The sequence below is a fragment of the Kribbella sp. NPDC049174 genome, assembly GCF_043197365.1.
GTDB lineage: Bacteria > Actinomycetota > Actinomycetes > Propionibacteriales > Kribbellaceae > Kribbella.
Genome location: NZ_JBICSZ010000003.1, coordinates 731,388 through 747,060 on the forward strand (window position 1 = coordinate 731,388; position 15,673 = coordinate 747,060).

General features: G+C 68.5%; 15 protein-coding genes. 1 reads left to right on the forward strand and 14 read right to left on the reverse strand.

Features of this window, described 5'->3' with window-relative positions; translation table 11 throughout:
- Window positions 1–28 precede the first annotated feature (28 nt).
- The 7 genes from ACGFIF_RS20855 to ACGFIF_RS20885 form a co-directional block, all read right to left on the reverse strand.
- The gene (locus tag ACGFIF_RS20855) at window positions 29–709 is read right to left on the reverse strand and encodes a glycerophosphodiester phosphodiesterase (protein WP_393156478.1); all 681 of its coding nucleotides are present in this window, start codon (window positions 707–709) and stop codon (window positions 29–31) included.
- Window positions 706–2,031: an ABC transporter substrate-binding protein gene (locus tag ACGFIF_RS20860; protein WP_393156479.1), complete on the reverse strand. Its 1,326-nt coding sequence runs from the start codon at window positions 2,029–2,031 to the stop codon at window positions 706–708. Before ACGFIF_RS20860 ends, ACGFIF_RS20855 begins: the two co-directional genes overlap by 4 nt.
- Window positions 2,028–2,840: a carbohydrate ABC transporter permease gene (locus tag ACGFIF_RS20865; RefSeq protein ID WP_393156480.1), complete on the reverse strand. Its 813-nt coding sequence runs from the start codon at window positions 2,838–2,840 to the stop codon at window positions 2,028–2,030. The genes ACGFIF_RS20860 and ACGFIF_RS20865 overlap by 4 nt, the downstream gene beginning before the upstream one ends.
- Window positions 2,837–3,790, reverse strand: coding sequence for a carbohydrate ABC transporter permease (locus ACGFIF_RS20870; protein ID WP_393156481.1), 954 nt, complete (start codon window positions 3,788–3,790; stop codon window positions 2,837–2,839). The genes ACGFIF_RS20865 and ACGFIF_RS20870 overlap by 4 nt, the downstream gene beginning before the upstream one ends.
- Window positions 3,787–4,593: an inositol monophosphatase family protein gene (locus ACGFIF_RS20875; RefSeq protein WP_393156483.1), complete on the reverse strand. Its 807-nt coding sequence runs from the start codon at window positions 4,591–4,593 to the stop codon at window positions 3,787–3,789. The genes ACGFIF_RS20870 and ACGFIF_RS20875 overlap by 4 nt, the downstream gene beginning before the upstream one ends.
- 81 nt (window positions 4,594–4,674) lie before the next feature.
- Window positions 4,675–5,370: an MgtC/SapB family protein gene (locus ACGFIF_RS20880; RefSeq protein ID WP_393156484.1), complete on the reverse strand. Its 696-nt coding sequence runs from the start codon at window positions 5,368–5,370 to the stop codon at window positions 4,675–4,677.
- A 2-nt stretch (window positions 5,371–5,372) separates the two neighbouring features.
- Complete coding sequence (locus ACGFIF_RS20885; RefSeq protein WP_393156485.1) at window positions 5,373–6,392, reverse strand: 2-hydroxyacid dehydrogenase; 1,020 nt, start codon at window positions 6,390–6,392, stop codon at window positions 5,373–5,375.
- 104 nt (window positions 6,393–6,496) lie between these two features.
- On the opposite strand from ACGFIF_RS20885, the gene ACGFIF_RS20890 reads away from it, so the two are divergent.
- Window positions 6,497–7,693 carry an RNA-guided endonuclease InsQ/TnpB family protein gene (locus ACGFIF_RS20890; RefSeq protein WP_393156487.1) on the forward strand — a complete coding sequence of 399 codons (1,197 nt, stop codon included), beginning with the start codon at window positions 6,497–6,499 and terminating at the stop codon, window positions 7,691–7,693.
- A 36-nt stretch (window positions 7,694–7,729) separates the two neighbouring features.
- Here ACGFIF_RS20890 and ACGFIF_RS20895 read toward each other — a convergent pair whose 3' ends face one another.
- From ACGFIF_RS20895 to ACGFIF_RS20925, 7 genes are all read right to left on the reverse strand, one after another.
- The gene (locus ACGFIF_RS20895) at window positions 7,730–9,193 is read right to left on the reverse strand and encodes an FGGY family carbohydrate kinase (RefSeq protein ID WP_393156489.1); all 1,464 of its coding nucleotides are present in this window, start codon (window positions 9,191–9,193) and stop codon (window positions 7,730–7,732) included.
- A gap of 12 nt (window positions 9,194–9,205) precedes the next feature.
- Window positions 9,206–10,006: a DeoR/GlpR family DNA-binding transcription regulator gene (locus tag ACGFIF_RS20900; protein ID WP_393156490.1), complete on the reverse strand. Its 801-nt coding sequence runs from the start codon at window positions 10,004–10,006 to the stop codon at window positions 9,206–9,208.
- Window positions 10,003–10,620 carry a histidine phosphatase family protein gene (locus tag ACGFIF_RS20905; protein WP_393156491.1) on the reverse strand — a complete coding sequence of 206 codons (618 nt, stop codon included), beginning with the start codon at window positions 10,618–10,620 and terminating at the stop codon, window positions 10,003–10,005. The genes ACGFIF_RS20900 and ACGFIF_RS20905 overlap by 4 nt, the downstream gene beginning before the upstream one ends.
- A complete protein-coding gene (locus ACGFIF_RS20910; RefSeq protein ID WP_393156493.1) occupies window positions 10,617–11,954 on the reverse strand; it encodes an FGGY-family carbohydrate kinase in 1,338 nt (445 codons plus the stop codon). Before ACGFIF_RS20910 ends, ACGFIF_RS20905 begins: the two co-directional genes overlap by 4 nt.
- A 179-nt stretch (window positions 11,955–12,133) precedes the next feature.
- A complete protein-coding gene (locus ACGFIF_RS20915) occupies window positions 12,134–12,367 on the reverse strand; it encodes a hypothetical protein (RefSeq protein WP_199238228.1) in 234 nt (77 codons plus the stop codon).
- A 304-nt stretch (window positions 12,368–12,671) separates the two neighbouring features.
- Window positions 12,672–15,329, reverse strand: coding sequence for a hypothetical protein (locus ACGFIF_RS20920; protein ID WP_393156495.1), 2,658 nt, complete (start codon window positions 15,327–15,329; stop codon window positions 12,672–12,674).
- 25 nt (window positions 15,330–15,354) lie between these two features.
- On the reverse strand, window positions 15,355–15,579 hold the full coding sequence (locus ACGFIF_RS20925) for a hypothetical protein (protein ID WP_393156496.1): 225 nt from the start codon (window positions 15,577–15,579) through the stop codon (window positions 15,355–15,357).
- Window positions 15,580–15,673 lie beyond the last annotated feature (94 nt).

The window sequence follows — 15,673 nt, forward strand, 5'->3', positions numbered from 1 at the left end:
GCTCCCGGAGCCGGCAACTCCGGGGACGTCAGACGTTGGAACGCGTCAGAAGATGGGGGTTGTCGGTGGTGATCCCGTCGACGCCCAGCTCGACCGCGCGTTCCAGGGTCGCCGGGTCCGGGACCGGCCACGCGGTGACGTCCAGTCCGGCCGTCTGCAACTCCTTCACACCCTCCGGCGTCAGGCCGGCGATGCCGCAGAGCGCCGTACAGGCCTCGGCGGCCCGGGTCAGCGACAGTACGTCGGCGATCGCGGGCGTCCGGCCGAAGATCAGGCCGGTGTTCGCGGACGGCATGGCCCGCCGTACGGCGAGGAGGATGTCGGCGTGGGACGAGGTGACCATCGTCCGGCCGGCCAGCGCCGGATCGGCCTGGAGGGACTCGACCAGCAGCGGTACGGCGCGCGCCGCCTTCACCTCGGCCTGGAAGCGGACGTCGATCGCCGCCACCGTCTCGGCCCAGGTCGGGACGAACTCGCCGAGCCCGGCGTCGAGCGACCGGAGCTCGTCGAACGTCAGCGACGCGACCTCCCCCGAGCCGGACGTGGTCCGGTCGACGGTCGCGTCGTGCAGCACGACGAGTTCGTCGTCGGCGGTGACGCGGAGATCGAGCTCGATCTCGTCGCAGCCGTCGGCGACCGCGCGGCGGAACGACCGCAGCGTGTTCTCCGGTTCGGTCCCGAGCGCACCTCGGTGGCCGGTGATGATCACAGCACTTTCTCCTCGTAGAGTCGTCGGACTTCGTCGCCGATCACCTCGAGCCGGCGCGCTACCGAGCCGAACACCTGCTTCGGGGCCGCGTTGTCGGCGTAGATCTGCTGCAGGCCGGTGTAGATGTTGACGTTCGCGTTCCGGCCGTAGAGCCGGATCGGGTCCTGCTGCCGCGCGTTGGCGAGCTGGGCGATCGCGACACCGTAGTTCGGCTGGTCCGCGATCAGCTTCTTCAGCGCGGGATCGTCGCGGGCCGCGTTCACCACCGGCAGGTAGCCGGTCTCGGTCGTCCACCAGGCCGAGTTCTCCGGCCGGGCGAGGAAGGCGAGGAACGTGGCCGCGGCCTGCTTGCGTTCGGTGGAGATGTTGCGCAGCATCCCGATGCCGCCGCCACCGGTGGCGATCCCGGCCGCGACCTCCGACGGGATGTACCCGGCGCCGACCTCGAACTTCGCCTTGCCGGTGATGCTCTTCAGGCCGCCGGTCGACTCCTGGACAACCGCGACCAGTCCGTTGGCGAAGTCGGTACTCGGGCTGCTGGCCATGTAGGCCTGCCCTTCCTGATGCACCATCTGCCGCTGCCACTCACCCGCGGCGACCGCGCCGTCCTGGTCGATGGTGACGTCCAGGCCCTTGGAGTACGCGCCGCCGAACTGCCACACGTTCCCCTGGAACTGCCAGTCGCCGTCGATCTTCGCGAACGCGATCGTCCGCAGCGACCGTCCACCCGACTGCACCTTGGCGAGCTCCGGCCCCCATGACCGCAGTTCGCTCCAGGTCCGCGGCGCCCGATCCGGCAGGCCGGCCTTCGCGAACGCGTCCCGGTTGTAGTAGAGGATCGGCGTACTCCGGGCGAACGGAACACACCAGCTCTGGCCCTTCACGACGTACTCACCGAAGAGCTTCGGCTGGAAGACGGCCGGGCCGAATCCGTCGGTGAAGTAGCCGTTCAGCGGTTCGAGCGCGTCGTTGAGGAAGAACCGTTCCCAGGTGACGTCGGACAGGATGGTGAGGTCCGGCGCCTGCTTGGCGACGAGTGCGGCCGCGACCTTCTGGGCCACGTCGTCGTAGCTGCCCTGGAACTGCACCTCGACGTACACGTCCTGCTGGGAATCGTTGAACTTGGCAACGAGTTTGTCGACGGCCTTGCCGTTCACGCCGCCGTACGACGACCAGAACACCACCCGGACGCGGTTCGCATACTCCTTCGGCACGGACCCGGCCGGCTGCGAGTACTCCGCATCGACCGAGCGATAGCCGCAACCAGCGAGCGTGGCGCCGGCCGCGAGTCCGAGGAACATCCTGCGGTTGAGCTTGCTCATCCCTTCAACGCTCCTTGAGTGATTCCGCCGACGATGTAGCGCTGGGCGATCAGGAAGATCAGCAGCATCGGCGCGAGCACGAGCAGCGTGCCGGCCATGATGGTGCCCCAGTTCGCCAGCCCCTCCTCGTCCTTGAGGATCAGCAGGCCGACCGGCAGCGTCCGCATCGACGCGGTGTTCGTCACGATCAGCGGCCAGACGAAGTTGTTCCACTCCTCCACCGCGGTGATCACCACAACCGTGATCAGCATCGGCCGCGACATCGGCAGCACGACCCGCCACAGCGTGCGCAGATGTCCGGCGCCGTCGACCGCGGCCGCATCCGTCACCTCGGACGGCAGCGTCAGGAAGTGCTGCCGCATCAGGAAGGTCGCGAACGCCGAGCCGATGCCCGGGATGATCAGACCCGCGTAGGTGTTGATCCAGCCGAGTGTTGCCACGGTCAAGTAGTTCGGCAGCAGCGTCACGTGGCCGGGCACCATCATCGCGCCGAGCACCAGGAAGAACAGCACCTTCTTGAACGGGAACCGCAGATAGGCGAACGCGTACGCCGTCAGCACCGCGTTGATCACCTTCAGCAGCGTCCCGGCCACGGTGATGACGGTGGAGTTCAGGAAGAACCGGTCGAACGGCGCCGCCTTCCAGGCCAGGCTGAAGTTCTCCCAGGTCAGGTCCGGCCACCACGCCGGCGGCCACTGGTAGATCTGGGCCGGATCTTTGAATGCCGTCGACAGCAGCCAGTACAGCGGGCCGAGAAAGACGGCCGCCACACCGGTCAGTACGACGTACTGGATCGCACGCACCTTCATCGGTAGTGCACCCGCCTCTCCATCACGCGGGCCTGCACCGTGGTGACGACCAGCAGGATGACGAACATGATGATCGACAAGGTCGCCGCCCGGCCCGCGTTGAACGCCTGGAAGCCCTCGTTGTAGATCGACCAGCTCAGCGTGGTGGTGGCATCACCAGGGCCACCACCGGTCATCACCGCGATCACGTCGAAGGCCTGGAACGTTCCGATCACCGTGGTGATCAGCAGGAAGAAGGTGATCGGTGCGAGCAAGGGCAGCTTGATGGCCCGGAAGCGGGTCCAGGTCGAAGCGCCGTCGATCGCGGCCGCCTCGTCGAGATCCTTCGGCAGCCCTTGCAGACCGGCCAGGTAGATCAGTGCGGCGAAGCCGATGTTCTTCCACAGGTAGACGATGATCAGGCCGGGCAGCGCCCAGTCCGAGTTGTTCATCCAGTCCGGCGGTTCGGCGCCGAACGGATCGATCAGCGCTCGCATCAGGCCATAGCCGGGGTCGAAGATGAACAGCCAGATGGTGGCGACCGCGGCTCCGGACAGGATGTGCGGTGCGAACGCGATCGTCCGGACCACACCGCGGCCCTTCAGCGGCAGGTTGAACAGGAACGCGAGCGCCAGCCCGATGACCAGGCTGCCGGCCACGATGAAGCCGGTGAACACGACGGTGATCCACAGGGTCTTGTGGAACGCCGGGTCGGTCAGCGTCCGGCCGTAGTTGGCCAGGCCGACGAACGTCGGCCGGGCCGCGATCATGTTCCAGTCGGTCAGGCTGAGGAAGGCGTTGTAGATGATCGGCCAGTACGCGAAGACGGCGATCACCAGCAGGTTCGGCGCCACCAGCAGGGCGAACAGCCCGTACTCACGGCGTCGCCGACGGCGTAACTGGTTGCCGCCTTCCTCGGCCTGGCGGCGTTCGTCCGGATGGATCCGGACCGGCAGGTCCAGTGCGGTCACACCGACCTCCTCGGGGTTGATGGGGCGAGTAGTTCGACAAGAGCGGCGGCCAGGGACGGCGCGCCCGCCAGAACGCCGTGTGGGAAGAGGGGTTCGCTGACGGTCTCCGCGCCCGCCTCACGGGCGATCAGGGCTCCGGCGGCGATGTCCCACGGCTGGATCACGTGCTCGTAGTACGCGTCCGACGTACCGTCGGCGACCGAGCAGAGGTCGAGGGCGGCCGAGCCGCCGCGACGCAGATCCCGTACGGCGGGCAGCACGCGGCGCAGGTGGTCCGCCTGTTCGGCGCGACGCTCGGGCAGGTAGGAGAAGCCGGTGCTCACCAAGGCGTCGGCGAGCTCCACCTCACGCGGAAGGCTGAGCACGACATCGTCTCGCCAAGCGCCTTCACCGCGGATCGCCGACCAGGTGATCCCGGTGCGAGGCTGGTGAACCACGCCGACCAGTGCACCAGCTTGGTCCTCGACCACGATGGAGACACACCAGTCGAGCCGCCCGTAGAGGTAGTTCACCGTCCCGTCGAGCGGGTCGATCACCCAGGTGAGACCGCTGGTCGACGGCCGGGCGGCGCCTTCCTCGCCGAGCAGACCGTCACCGGGACGGGCCTCGGTGAGACCATCGGCGATCAGCTTCTCCGACGCCCGGTCGGCAGCGCTGACCGGGTCACTGGACGAGGTCTTGGTCTCGACATCGGCGGCGTCGATGGATAGACCTGGTTGGCGTGCCAGCAACTCCTCGCCGGCCGCAACGGCCAGCCGGAGGGCCAGGTCGCGCAGCTCAGCCAGGGGCGGAATGTTAAGCACGGCGTGAAATTATCACCGTTTCATGGTGACGTATAGAGAATGTATGTGATTTTCTCACTGACTTCACAACGATCCGGTCACTCAGTCGTCCTCGTCGTTGCGCAACCGGACTCCGGTGACGCCGTCCAGCTCGTCGAGGGCGAGGACCAGGTTCTGCAGTGGCGGGCGGCCGCGGAACCGCATCGACGCCCGGACCTGGGGGCGGCCGCCGTCGCGATGCACCTCCGTCCCGAGCACCGACGCCTCGAACCCCATCGACGTCGCGGTCGCCAGGATCGAGCGCAGGACACCGGAACCGTCGTGGTACCGCACGGTCAGGATCCGCCGCCGGTCCGGCGACGGCAGGAACCGGGCCAGCCGGCCGAAGGGGCCGACAGCAAGCAAGTGCAGCACGGTCGCGGCCGCGGCGAGCAGCGGCATCCCTGCTCCACAGGCCATCCCGATCGCCGCCGTCATCCAGATCGTCGCCGCGGTGGTCAGGCCGCGGACCACGTCGCGGCGCATGAAGATCACGCCGGCGCCGAGGAAGCCGACACCGGAGACGATCTGGGCCGCGATCCTGGACGGGTCGAGGTTGACGTCCGTCCCCAGGACGGCGTTGAAGCCGAACCCAGACACCAGGGTGAAGAGGGCAGCACCGGTCCCGACCAGGGTGTGGGTGCGCATCCCCGCGCTCTTCTGCTGCAACTGCCGTTCGATGCCGATGATCATCGACAGCACGAACGCGGTCAGGAGCAGCAGGAGCTCGGTCCAGGTGCTGGGAGTCAGAAGTTGCATGGTCAGGCGGAGACCAGTCCCACCGGGTCCTTCCCGGCCAGGTAGGCGGCCACCGCCTCGGCGGCGATCGAGCCGGCCCGGTGCGCGGTCTGCCGGGTCGCTCCGGCCAGGTGCGGCGTCATCACGACATTAGGGGCCGTCAGCAACCGCGCCCCGGCCGGCACCGGCTCGGACGGGAACACATCGAAGGCAGCGGCACCGAGCTGTCCGGACTCGAGTGCGTCCACGGTCGCGTCGTAGTCGAGCAGACCGCCGCGGGCGGTGTTCACCAGTACGGCGCCTCGTGGCATCAGCGCAAGCTGGTCGGCGCCGATCATGCCGCGGGTCTGGTCGGTGAGCCGGGCGTGCAGGCTGACCACGTTCGACCGCCGCAGCAAGTCGTCCAGCTCGACCAGTTCGATGCCTTCAGGAGCTATGTCGATGAAGGGGTCGGCGACCAATACCTGGGCGCCGAAGGCGAGCATCACGCGCGCGACACGTTGCCCGATCGCGCCGTACCCGACCAGGCCGACGGTCGACCCGTCGAGTTCCACACCGCATTCGTCGTACGCGTAGAGGTCGCTCCGCCACTCGCCATGCTCCAGCGTGCGTTGCAGGCGGGGAAGGTTGCGGAGGGCACCCATCATCAAGGCGACCGCATGCTCGGCCGCGGCGACCGCGTTCCGTCCGGGGGTGGAGGCGACGATGATGCCGCGGTTGATGGCCGCCGGCACGTTCACGTTGACCGGACCACCGCGACAGACGACCAGGAACCGCAGGTCCGGTGCGGCCGCGAGGACGCGTTCGGTGAACGGGCCCATCTGGGTGACCGCGATCTCGACCCCGGCCAGCGCCTCGATCAGCTGGTCCTCGGCGTCGCTCGCCTCGTCCACCTCGGCCACCCGCCCGTACGGCGTCAGCGGCCACGGCAGCGTGACTTCGCGGAAGTCGAAGCTGACCTCGTCGAGGGAGGACAAGGCGCTGGCGAGCAGTTCGTTCCTGACGAAGTGGTCGCCGGCGAGCAATGTCTTGACGGTTCTCATCGGTTAGGTCGCAGGGGAACTCCGTCGTTCACGGCGGAGAGCAACCGCGACCACCTCCCTTCGGGGATTGGGGATTGTCGGTGGTGACTGATGGAGTAGCTTCCATGTCCCGGTTCCGGTTGTACCCGACTCCTGCGCAGCAGGTTGCGTTGCTGGAGCAGTGCAGGCATGCCCGGTACGTGTGGAACTTGGCTCTTGAGCAATGGTCGTTCTGGACCCGCGACAGGGGACCGACACCTGCGTACGTCGAGCAGGCACGGCAACTGACCGAAGCTCGGGCCGCGTTCGACTGGCTGCGCGCCGGCTCGCAGACCGTGCAGCAACAGGCGCTGCGGGACTTCGACCAGGCCGTCAGGAACCTCCACGGCGGCAGCCACCGGCGACCGACCTGGCGTAAAGCCGGGCTGCACGAAGGGTTTCGTATCGTCGGTTCTCAGGCATCCCGGATCACCATGCTGAGCCGGAGATGGGCCGCGGTCAACGTGCCCAAGGTCGGCTGGGTACGGTTTCGGCGGTCCCGATCTGTTCCGGAGGCGAAGTCGTACCGCATCACTTGTGACCGGACAGGCCGCTGGCACCTCGCGTTCGCCGTCATCCCGCCGCCGATCCCCGCACCCGGCACGGGAGGGGTCGTCGGCGTCGACCGCGGCGTCACCGTCTCGGCCGCCCTGTCCACCGGCGAACTCCTGACCTGCCCCAGCCTGTCCGACCGTGAGCAGGAACGGCTCAAGCAGTTGCAACGTCGCCTGGCCCGGTGCCGTCGTAGCTCGAACCGACGCCGGCGAGTGAGAGCCGCGATCGCCAAGCTGCACGCCCGCACTCGCGACCGCCGCAAAGACTGGGTCGAGAAGACCAGCACCGACCTCGCCCGCCGATTCGACCTCATCCGCGTCGAGGACTTGCGCATCGCCCAGATGACCAGGCGACCGAAGCCCAAGCCCAACCCCGAAGAACCAGGCACGTATCTGCCGAACCGTCGCCGCGCCAAAGCGGGGCTGAACCGCGGCATCCTGTCCAACGGCTGGGGACTGCTCGTCCAACGCCTGGAACACAAGGCTGGGGGACGAGTCGAGAAAGTCGATCCTGCGTACACGTCGCAGACCTGCAGCGTCTGCGGGCACTGCGCACCGGACAACCGCGAGATCCAAGCGGTCTTCCGGTGCACAGCCTGCGGACATCAGGCGCACGCGGACGTGAACGCGGCAGTCAACATCGCGGCCGGACGCGCCGTCAGCGCACGCCGAGAGACGCCCAGACGGGTCTCGCCGAAGCGTGAACCTCAACACGCTACCTCCGCGTAGTAGTTGGAATCCCCGTCCCTGAGGGCGGGGAGGACGTCAACGAACTCCTGAAGTGAAGGTAGGTGCTGGGTCGGACCAGCGTGGGCGGGCCGACTCGATCCGGCGCAGGTAGTGGGCGTAGCCCTCGGCGTAGAAGGCGGCGCGGGCCGGATCGGGATCGACCTGCCGGGTCTCCGCGATCCACTCGGGCCCGGCGCTGTCCGGATCGACCGCGCGCCGCGCGCAGATCACGGCACCGCGCGCGGCGACCTGCTCCGCCTCGGCCGTGTGCAGCGGCGCGTTCAGCACATCCGCCAGGATCTGGGTCCACTCGGTACTGCGAGCACCACCGCCGCAGACCGTCACGCGTCCGCTCCAGCCCGCCGCCTCGAGGCAGTGGCGAGCGGCGTACGCGATGCCTTCACACGTCGCGCGGACCAGGTCGGCGGTGGTGGTGGACAGCGAGATCCCGTCGATCGTTCCGCGGGCCCGGGTGTCGACGAACGGGGCTCGCTCGCCGGCTTCCGACAGATAGGGAAGCACCGTCACGCCCTGAGCTCCTACCGGGCTTTCGGCCAGCAACTCCGGCAGTTTGTCCGTTCCGACGCCGACCAACGCCAGCACCCGATCGAGCGCAGCAGTGCCGACCATCGCAGGCATGGCCCGCAGCCAGACGCCCGGTGTCCACGTGCCGAGGAACAGCCCGGCCGGCTCGCCGTCCACGGGCAACTCGCGTGTCACCACTTGGCAGGCGAGCGTCGTTCCGACTGTGAGTAGGGCGTCGCCGGGCTCCACCACGCCGGCCCCTGCGGCTGCGGCTGGAAGGTCGTACGGTCCGGCGGAAACCCTGGTACCGCGGGCCATTCCGGTCGAGTCGTCGCGCAGTTCACCGACCGGTCCGGCGGACTCCACCGGTGCCAGGAGGTGCTTCAGCTCCGAGAGACCGGTCGCCTTCAGCGCCTCGTCGTCGTACTGATTCGTGCGCGGATCGAGGAACGGCGCCGACGCATCCGACACGTCCGTCGCGCGGACGCCGGTGAGCTGCTGCATCACCACGTCCTTGCAGTACGCCGCGGTCCCCGCGCGCGCGATGACGTCCGGCTCCTCCGCGAGTACGGCGGCCAGCAGCGGACCGGACGCACCGGGGAACATCCGGTTCCCGGAGCGGCGGAAGACCCGCTCGGCGACACCGTCGGTCGTCCACCGCTCGAGGATCGCGCTACTACGGGCATCCAGCCAGGAGATCGCCGGGCGGACCGCCGTACCGTCCGGGTCGACCAGCCAGAGGCCGTCCCCTTGGGCGGTGATCGCCAGGACGCCGGGCCGGTCCCCCACCGTGCCGGCCAGTTCACCGACCACCTCGTTGACCGAGGCAACGATCTCGGCGGTCTCGTGCTCGAACCGGCCGATGCCGGGCCGGACCAGTCTGGTCGGCCGGGACGCCTCGGCCACCGGCCGGCCGGCGTCGTCGAACGCGACGGCCTTGGTGACGGTGGTGCCGACGTCGACTCCGACGTCCATAAGCTCCCCCTTCTAGAGTTTTGCGACCTCCACGGTCGCGCCGTGGTCGCGGAGCGGCTGGATCAGGTCCTTCGGGGTCTTCTCGTCCACCACGACCACGTCGAAATCGGTCAGCGGGGCGAGCCTGTGCAGAGCGGTGCGCTGCAACTTGGCGTGGTCGACCAGCAGCACCTTGGTCCTCGCGGACCGCAGCATCGCCCGCTTCACCAGCACGATCTCCTCCTCCTGGTGGAAAGCGTGCGTCGGCGACACCGCGGAGACCGAGCAGAACAGCAGGTCGGTGTGCAGCGCCTCGACCGCCTCCGCGCATGGCATCCCGCCGAACGAGTCGTGCGTCGCGGAGTAGATCCCGCCGAGGGCAAGCAGGGTGATGTCGCGCAGCGCGGTCAGCTTGGTGATCGCGGGCAGGAAGTTCGTTGCCACCGTCAAGGGCGTGATGTCCTCGAACAGGTCGACCAGGGCCAGCGCGCTGGTCGAGTCGTCGAGCATCACCGACATACCGGGCTCGATCATCGCGCGGGCGTGCCGGGCCAGCGCGGCCTTCTCGGTCTGCGCGGTGTTCAGCCGGTACGCGACGTTGCTCTCGAAGACACTGGTCGGCTGGGCGCTGACCCCGCCGCGGTACTTGCGCACCACGCCCTGCCGCTCGAGCTCGTCCAGGTCGCGGTGCACCGTCATCACGCTCACCCCGAACGCCTCGACCAGATCGTTGGCCGAGACCGACCCGTGCTCGACCACGTAGGCCGCGATCTCGGCCTGCCGGCGGGCGGGACGACTCAGTTCGGTGGTGTCACCGTCGACGTCGGATGTCATGCCAGGGTCTCCATTCGGACTGCGGGAACGTTGTACGCCTCGAGACCCACTGTGCCGTCCTGCCAGCGGAAACGCACCAACGCCGCGGGACCGAGAGCAGGTAGCAGTCTCCTGTAGTCGTTCAGCCGCAGTCCGAGCACCCGGCAGGTCAGCAGCCGGATGAGGGTGTTGTGAGCGACGACGAGCACCTTCTGCCCCTGGTGCGCGCGCCCGATCTCCTGAAAGACCTCGTGCACGCGATCGGCCGCCGCGGCCGGATCCTCACCGCCCGGGAAGTGGTCGCGCACCGGGTCCAACTGGAAGGCCTTGGCCACCGCCGGCGGGAGTTCGCTGAGCATCTTCCCCTCGGCCGAGCCGAAGTCGACCTCGCGCAGCCTGGCATCGAGGGTCGGCGTCAGGCCGAGTGCTTCGGCGGTCGGGGTGATGGTCTGGCGGGCCCGCAGCATCGGTGACGCCCACAGCGCGTCCGGTGCGTAGTCGGTGGCCCACAGCTTGAGCTGCTGTGCCTGTCGTACGCCGACCTCGTCGATCGGGAGGTCGGTCGAACCGGTGTAGCGGTTGCCGTGGTGCCATTCGGTCCGGCCGTGCCGGGCCAACACGATCGTGGTCCTCATCCGAGGTACCCCCGGCGATCCAGTTCGGCGACGAACTCGCCGTACAGCTCATCGAGCCGTCGCGGCCCTGGTTCGAGGATGCGGGCTGTCTTGACCATCCGGCGTGCCGTCTCGGTGAGCGAGCCTCCGGACGACGCCGCCAGGATGGCCATTCCGTACGCCGGGTCCGGGGTGGCCGGGAGTTCGACGGGTACGCCGAGGACGTCGGCGCGGAGCTGGTTCCAATAGCCGCCGCGCACCGCACCGCCGGTGAGGGAGACGGATCGGAGCGGGTCGGCGCCGAGGCCGACCAGATGCTCGAAGGCGAGTCGCTCGATGAAGGCCACACCTTGTAGTACCGCGACGTACGTCGCCACGTCACCGGCCGGGTTGCCGAGGGTGAAACGCTCGGCTTGTGGAGCGACGAAGGGGAATCGTTCGCCGGTCTTGGTGAGCGGGTAGATGACGGCGTCGATCGGGCTGGCTGCCTTGTCCAGTGCGTCGAGGTCCGCGTCCGGCAGCAGCTCGGTGAGTACGCCGGCACCAGTGCTGGATGCGCCTCCGGGGAGCCAGCCGCCGTCAGGGTGACGGTGGCTGTAGACGGCGCCGGTGGGGTCGTAGAGAAGGTCCTTGCTGACACCCTTGAGGACGAGCGTCGTACCGAGGACGGAGTTCCAGGAGCCCGGGGCGAGGGCGCCGGCGGCGATCTGGGCGGCGCAGCCGTCGGTCATACCGGCGTAGACGGGGACCCCGGCCGGGGTGCGGCCGAGCTCGGTGCCGGGCAGGACGACGTCGGGGAAGATGCTTGCCGGAAGGTCGAGCTTGTCGAAGGCTGCCTGCGGCCAGGCGTCGGCGACGAGGTCATAGCCCGATTTGAGGGCATGGCTGGTGTCGGTGGCCACGGGATGGCCGACGAGGTGGGCCGCGACGAAGTCGGCGCTGTGGACGATCCGGTGACTTTCCGTTGCTTTCAGCCAGAGGAGCTTCGGGAGGGCCCAGGTGGGTTGCATCGCGGTCGCCCAGCGATCCGGGTCGGCGTCCACGATGCGGGCACGCTGGCCGGCTGCACGGGCGTCGTCGTACATGAGTGCGGGGGTGATCGGGCGGCCCTGCGCGTCGGTCAGCAGGAAGGTGCCGGAGGTGGAGCAGATCGCGATGCCGTCGAGCTCGGGGCCGGCGACCTCGGCCAGGACGGCATCGACGGCGTCGAGCCAACTCTGCGGGTCCTGCTCGTGGCGCGCAGAGTCGCGGTGGCTGACGAGCGGACGGGCCGCGCGAGCCAGGACACTGCCGTCGCCATCGGCGAGGACGGCGCGCACACTTTGCGTGCCGAGGTCAACGCCGATCCAGCCCACGCCACGCCTCCCGATCCAGTGTTATCTATGCTGATAACATAACATCAGAAGACGATAAGAACACGCCAGTCCGCGTCCGAACCCGGACACAACACGGCTCCCACAGCTGGGAAGCCTGCGGGAGCCGGGCGGTCCGGCCGGCTGCGCCTGTGCCGGCGGGACGGTCAAGAGTTTGCTGGTCAGGAGTGCATGAGAACCAAGGACGGGTCGATGGCGGCGAACTCGACGCGGCCCGCGTCGACGGCTCCGTAGGCACCGATAGGCCCCAGGGCCGGGCGGCCGCTGCGGTTGACCCAGAAACCCCAGCCCGCCGGTGCGTCCGGCCAGTCGGGGTCGGGCTCCCAGCCCGGCGGCGGACGCCAGGTGTCGCTGGGCGGCTCGGGCCAGTCAGGTGGCGAATTGAATCGATGCACGGGCGGTCCTTCCCAGATTCCCCAGCAGAATCTGCCCCAGCAATCCGCGGTCCGCGAACTGTCTGACAGATCAACGACCTAGCGCGCCGAAGGTCACGGCAAAGTTTGCGTAAAGTTTTTCCGGCGCACGGTCACCAATCACACCATCGCGCCGGGGAGTAGGCAACCATCCGCTCACCAGGCGGACTGCACGTGCATCCGCACCTTCATCTGGGTGCTTTTTGGTTGCCCGAGCCCCCGCAGTTGGTTGCCTGAGCACTCCACCCCGTCACCGTTTTTGTTGCCCGCGGCGCCTGACGGAGGGTTACAAGTCCTCCAGCCGGTCCCGGACCCGGTGGTGCTCGGTGAGCGATTCGGCCAGCGCGTATCCGAGCGAGCGGTAGGCCTCGAAGTCCCACTCGTCGTAGAACTGGTCACCGGTGGTCCGCCGCGGGAAGTCCGGGTGACCGGCGGCGTACTGCTCGATGTCCCAGCCGAGGTGACCGGCCAGCACCGCCTTCACGAAGAAGATCTCGGTCTTGTACTGCTTCGCCTCGCCGTCCTTCAGCGGGTGGGTGGCGATGCCGTAGGCCCAGGCCCGGTCGGCGCGCGGCTTGGACCCGCGGATCATCGGCGACGGGTCGATGTCGATCTGGATTCCGTGGTCCATCCGGGCCGTCGCGATCGCCTCGGCCAGCGCGCTGAACCGGTCCTCGGGATCGTTCGACGCGTCGATCACGATCACCTGGGCCGGCTCCCGGCGGAGCGCCTCGACCAGACCGAGGTTGTCGTAGTGACCGCCGTCGGTGACGTAGATCCGGCGGTCGTACATCGACGGCTGACCGATTCCCTCCAGCAGCAGCCGGTACGGCCCGGGCTTGTCGATCACGCTGCCGACGTACCGCCGTACCTTCGCGAAGCTTCCGCGGACCTCCGGGAACGCGGGTTCGGGCCGATTGTTCCAGTACGGGTTCGGCAGCCACACCCCGAGCCGCGCGTTCAGTACGGCGAGCAGCAGCCGAACCGGCCTGGTCCGCGCGTTCACCCGGCCGGTAAGCGGGCTGAACGCGGCGCCGCTGATCGCCATCGCGGCCGGCACGGTCACCTCGCGCTTGAGCATGTCGGCCTCGCGCTCGTAGTCGTCGGTCGTCCGCCGCCCGCCATCCGGCAGCGAGCGGTCACCGACGATCCCGATCTGCTGGGCGTCGAAGACGAACGGCACACAGTCGCGCTGGCTCGGCACGAAGTCCGCGTCGGACACGTTCGCGACGCCCGCGATGACCAGTTGCGGTCCGCCGTCGACCGGCTTCGCCCACTCGGAGTACCGCAGCCGCAGGTGGTAGTCGAGCGAGACCGCGGCGCCGTTGTCCTTGCGCGTCACCAGGAACGCACGCGACAGCCGCTCGCGGTAGAACGAGTGCAGTGACGTCCGGTTCGCGTCGGTGAGCACCTTGATCGCGACCGCGATCGCGGCCAGCACCAGGGCGACGTTCCAGTCCTCCTGGTACGCACGGTCGGTCGCGTAACCGCCGGTCCAGCGCAGCAACGCGATGACCGCCGCGACCACGATGATCGCGGTGCCGGCCCACGGCGCCAGCTTGGTCCGGGCGAACGCGAGCAACCGGGCCCGCATCCCGGCCGCCTCCTTGCCCTCGACCGCGAGCCCGTTCCACACCGACTTGCCGAGTCCGATCAGGACGACGACCAGCGCGCCGAACGATGCGAGACCCTGTTTCGTGGGGTCGACCAACGCCAGCAAGGCCGATGGGAGACTCGGTTGATCGGCCGACTCGCCAGGCAGTTGTCCCAGCAGATAAAGGCCTCCCGGTACGCCGAGCAACAAGACGGCGACCGGTACGCCGAACCGGAGCGACACGTTGCCGATCGTCGTCAGCAGCATCCGGACCACATCGGGCATCCGGGCCCAGCGGTCCCACACCTTCTCCAGCACGAACATCGCCGCGCTGAGGGCGAGCGGGAGCAACGCCAGGCCGAGGAACAACCACGAGCCGTCCGGCCGCAGGTCGACGTGGATCTCGCTACCCGCCTGCACGATCACGTTCTGGTCGGCCAGGAACCAGCCGAGCACCCAGGCGATCGCGCGCAACGTGATCCCGATCAGCAACAGGTTGACGACCAGCCCGAACAGCACCGACATCGCGGCCCGGAACATCGCCCGGCCGCCCTGGAGCAGGTAGCGGGTCTGCCGTCGCAACCGGGCGAGCTCGGGTGAGCCCGGCGAGAACGGATCGGCGCAGGTCCGCCGGAGTACATGGAACGCTGCGGCCATGTAGCCGCCGCCGCTGACGCCGATCACGGTCGACGCCTTGTCGTAGAAACCCTTCTCCCGCAGGAGTTGCAGCGCACCGAGGCAGAACGAGGCCGACCGGATGCCGCCACCGGAACAGGTGATCACCAGCCGGCCGTCGTCCTTGCCGTCGTCCTTGCTCCGCCGGAACGTCGCCGGCGGAACCAGCCGGACGCCGTACAACTTCCGTTGCCCGAAGCGACTGGACGCGAAGCAGGCGACCGCGAGGACGAGTGCGCCGACGAGGCCGACGCCGCGCATCACCCAGGTGAACCAGCCCGTCGACAGATCGGCGCAGGCACCGGTCGACGCGCCGAACTCGGTCCACAGCCGGACGTCCTCGACGACATCGAGCACCGCCGCGACGAAGACCAGCCAGGAACCGAGTGCCGCGATCTGCTTCCACGACTGGCGATTCAGGAACTTGAGGTACTTGTAGGCCCGGAACGCCGCGTAGACGTAGGCCATGATGAACGTCGCGTCGAGCAGCAGCGACAACCGGCCGGGCACCTCGCAGTCGAATGCCGAGGCGGACGCGTCGTGGACGGCGGCACGCATCGGCCACTGGACCACGGCGAGGACGACAGCGAGTTGAAGGGTTTTGGTGAGCGTCCGACGCCGGCCGATCTGCTCGATCGTGGCGTCGCCTTTGGTGCCGTCCGATTCCCCGAGCATCGCCCTATGATGCCGGTCGCGCGGTTCAGGCAGCGACTCGTGACTCGCTGATCCGCAACAGCGGGCGGTCGGTCTGCTCCAGGACGGCGAGCTGGGTGCAGGCGAGGGTGATCGCCTCGGCCTGGGAGCGGCAGCCGTCGGCGTACCAGTACGGATCGTCGGGCTGACGATCGTCGGCGTCATCGATGTCGGCGTACCAGCAGTCACGCCCGTGACAGCCGTAGTGCACGACCCGAACCTTGAGCTTCATGCGCGATAGGACGCCGGTCCCGGATCCCCGGTTCCAGCCCTACGATCCTGGTGCGAAGGGTTTACAACGATGGCAAAGTCGCAGTACAAACAAC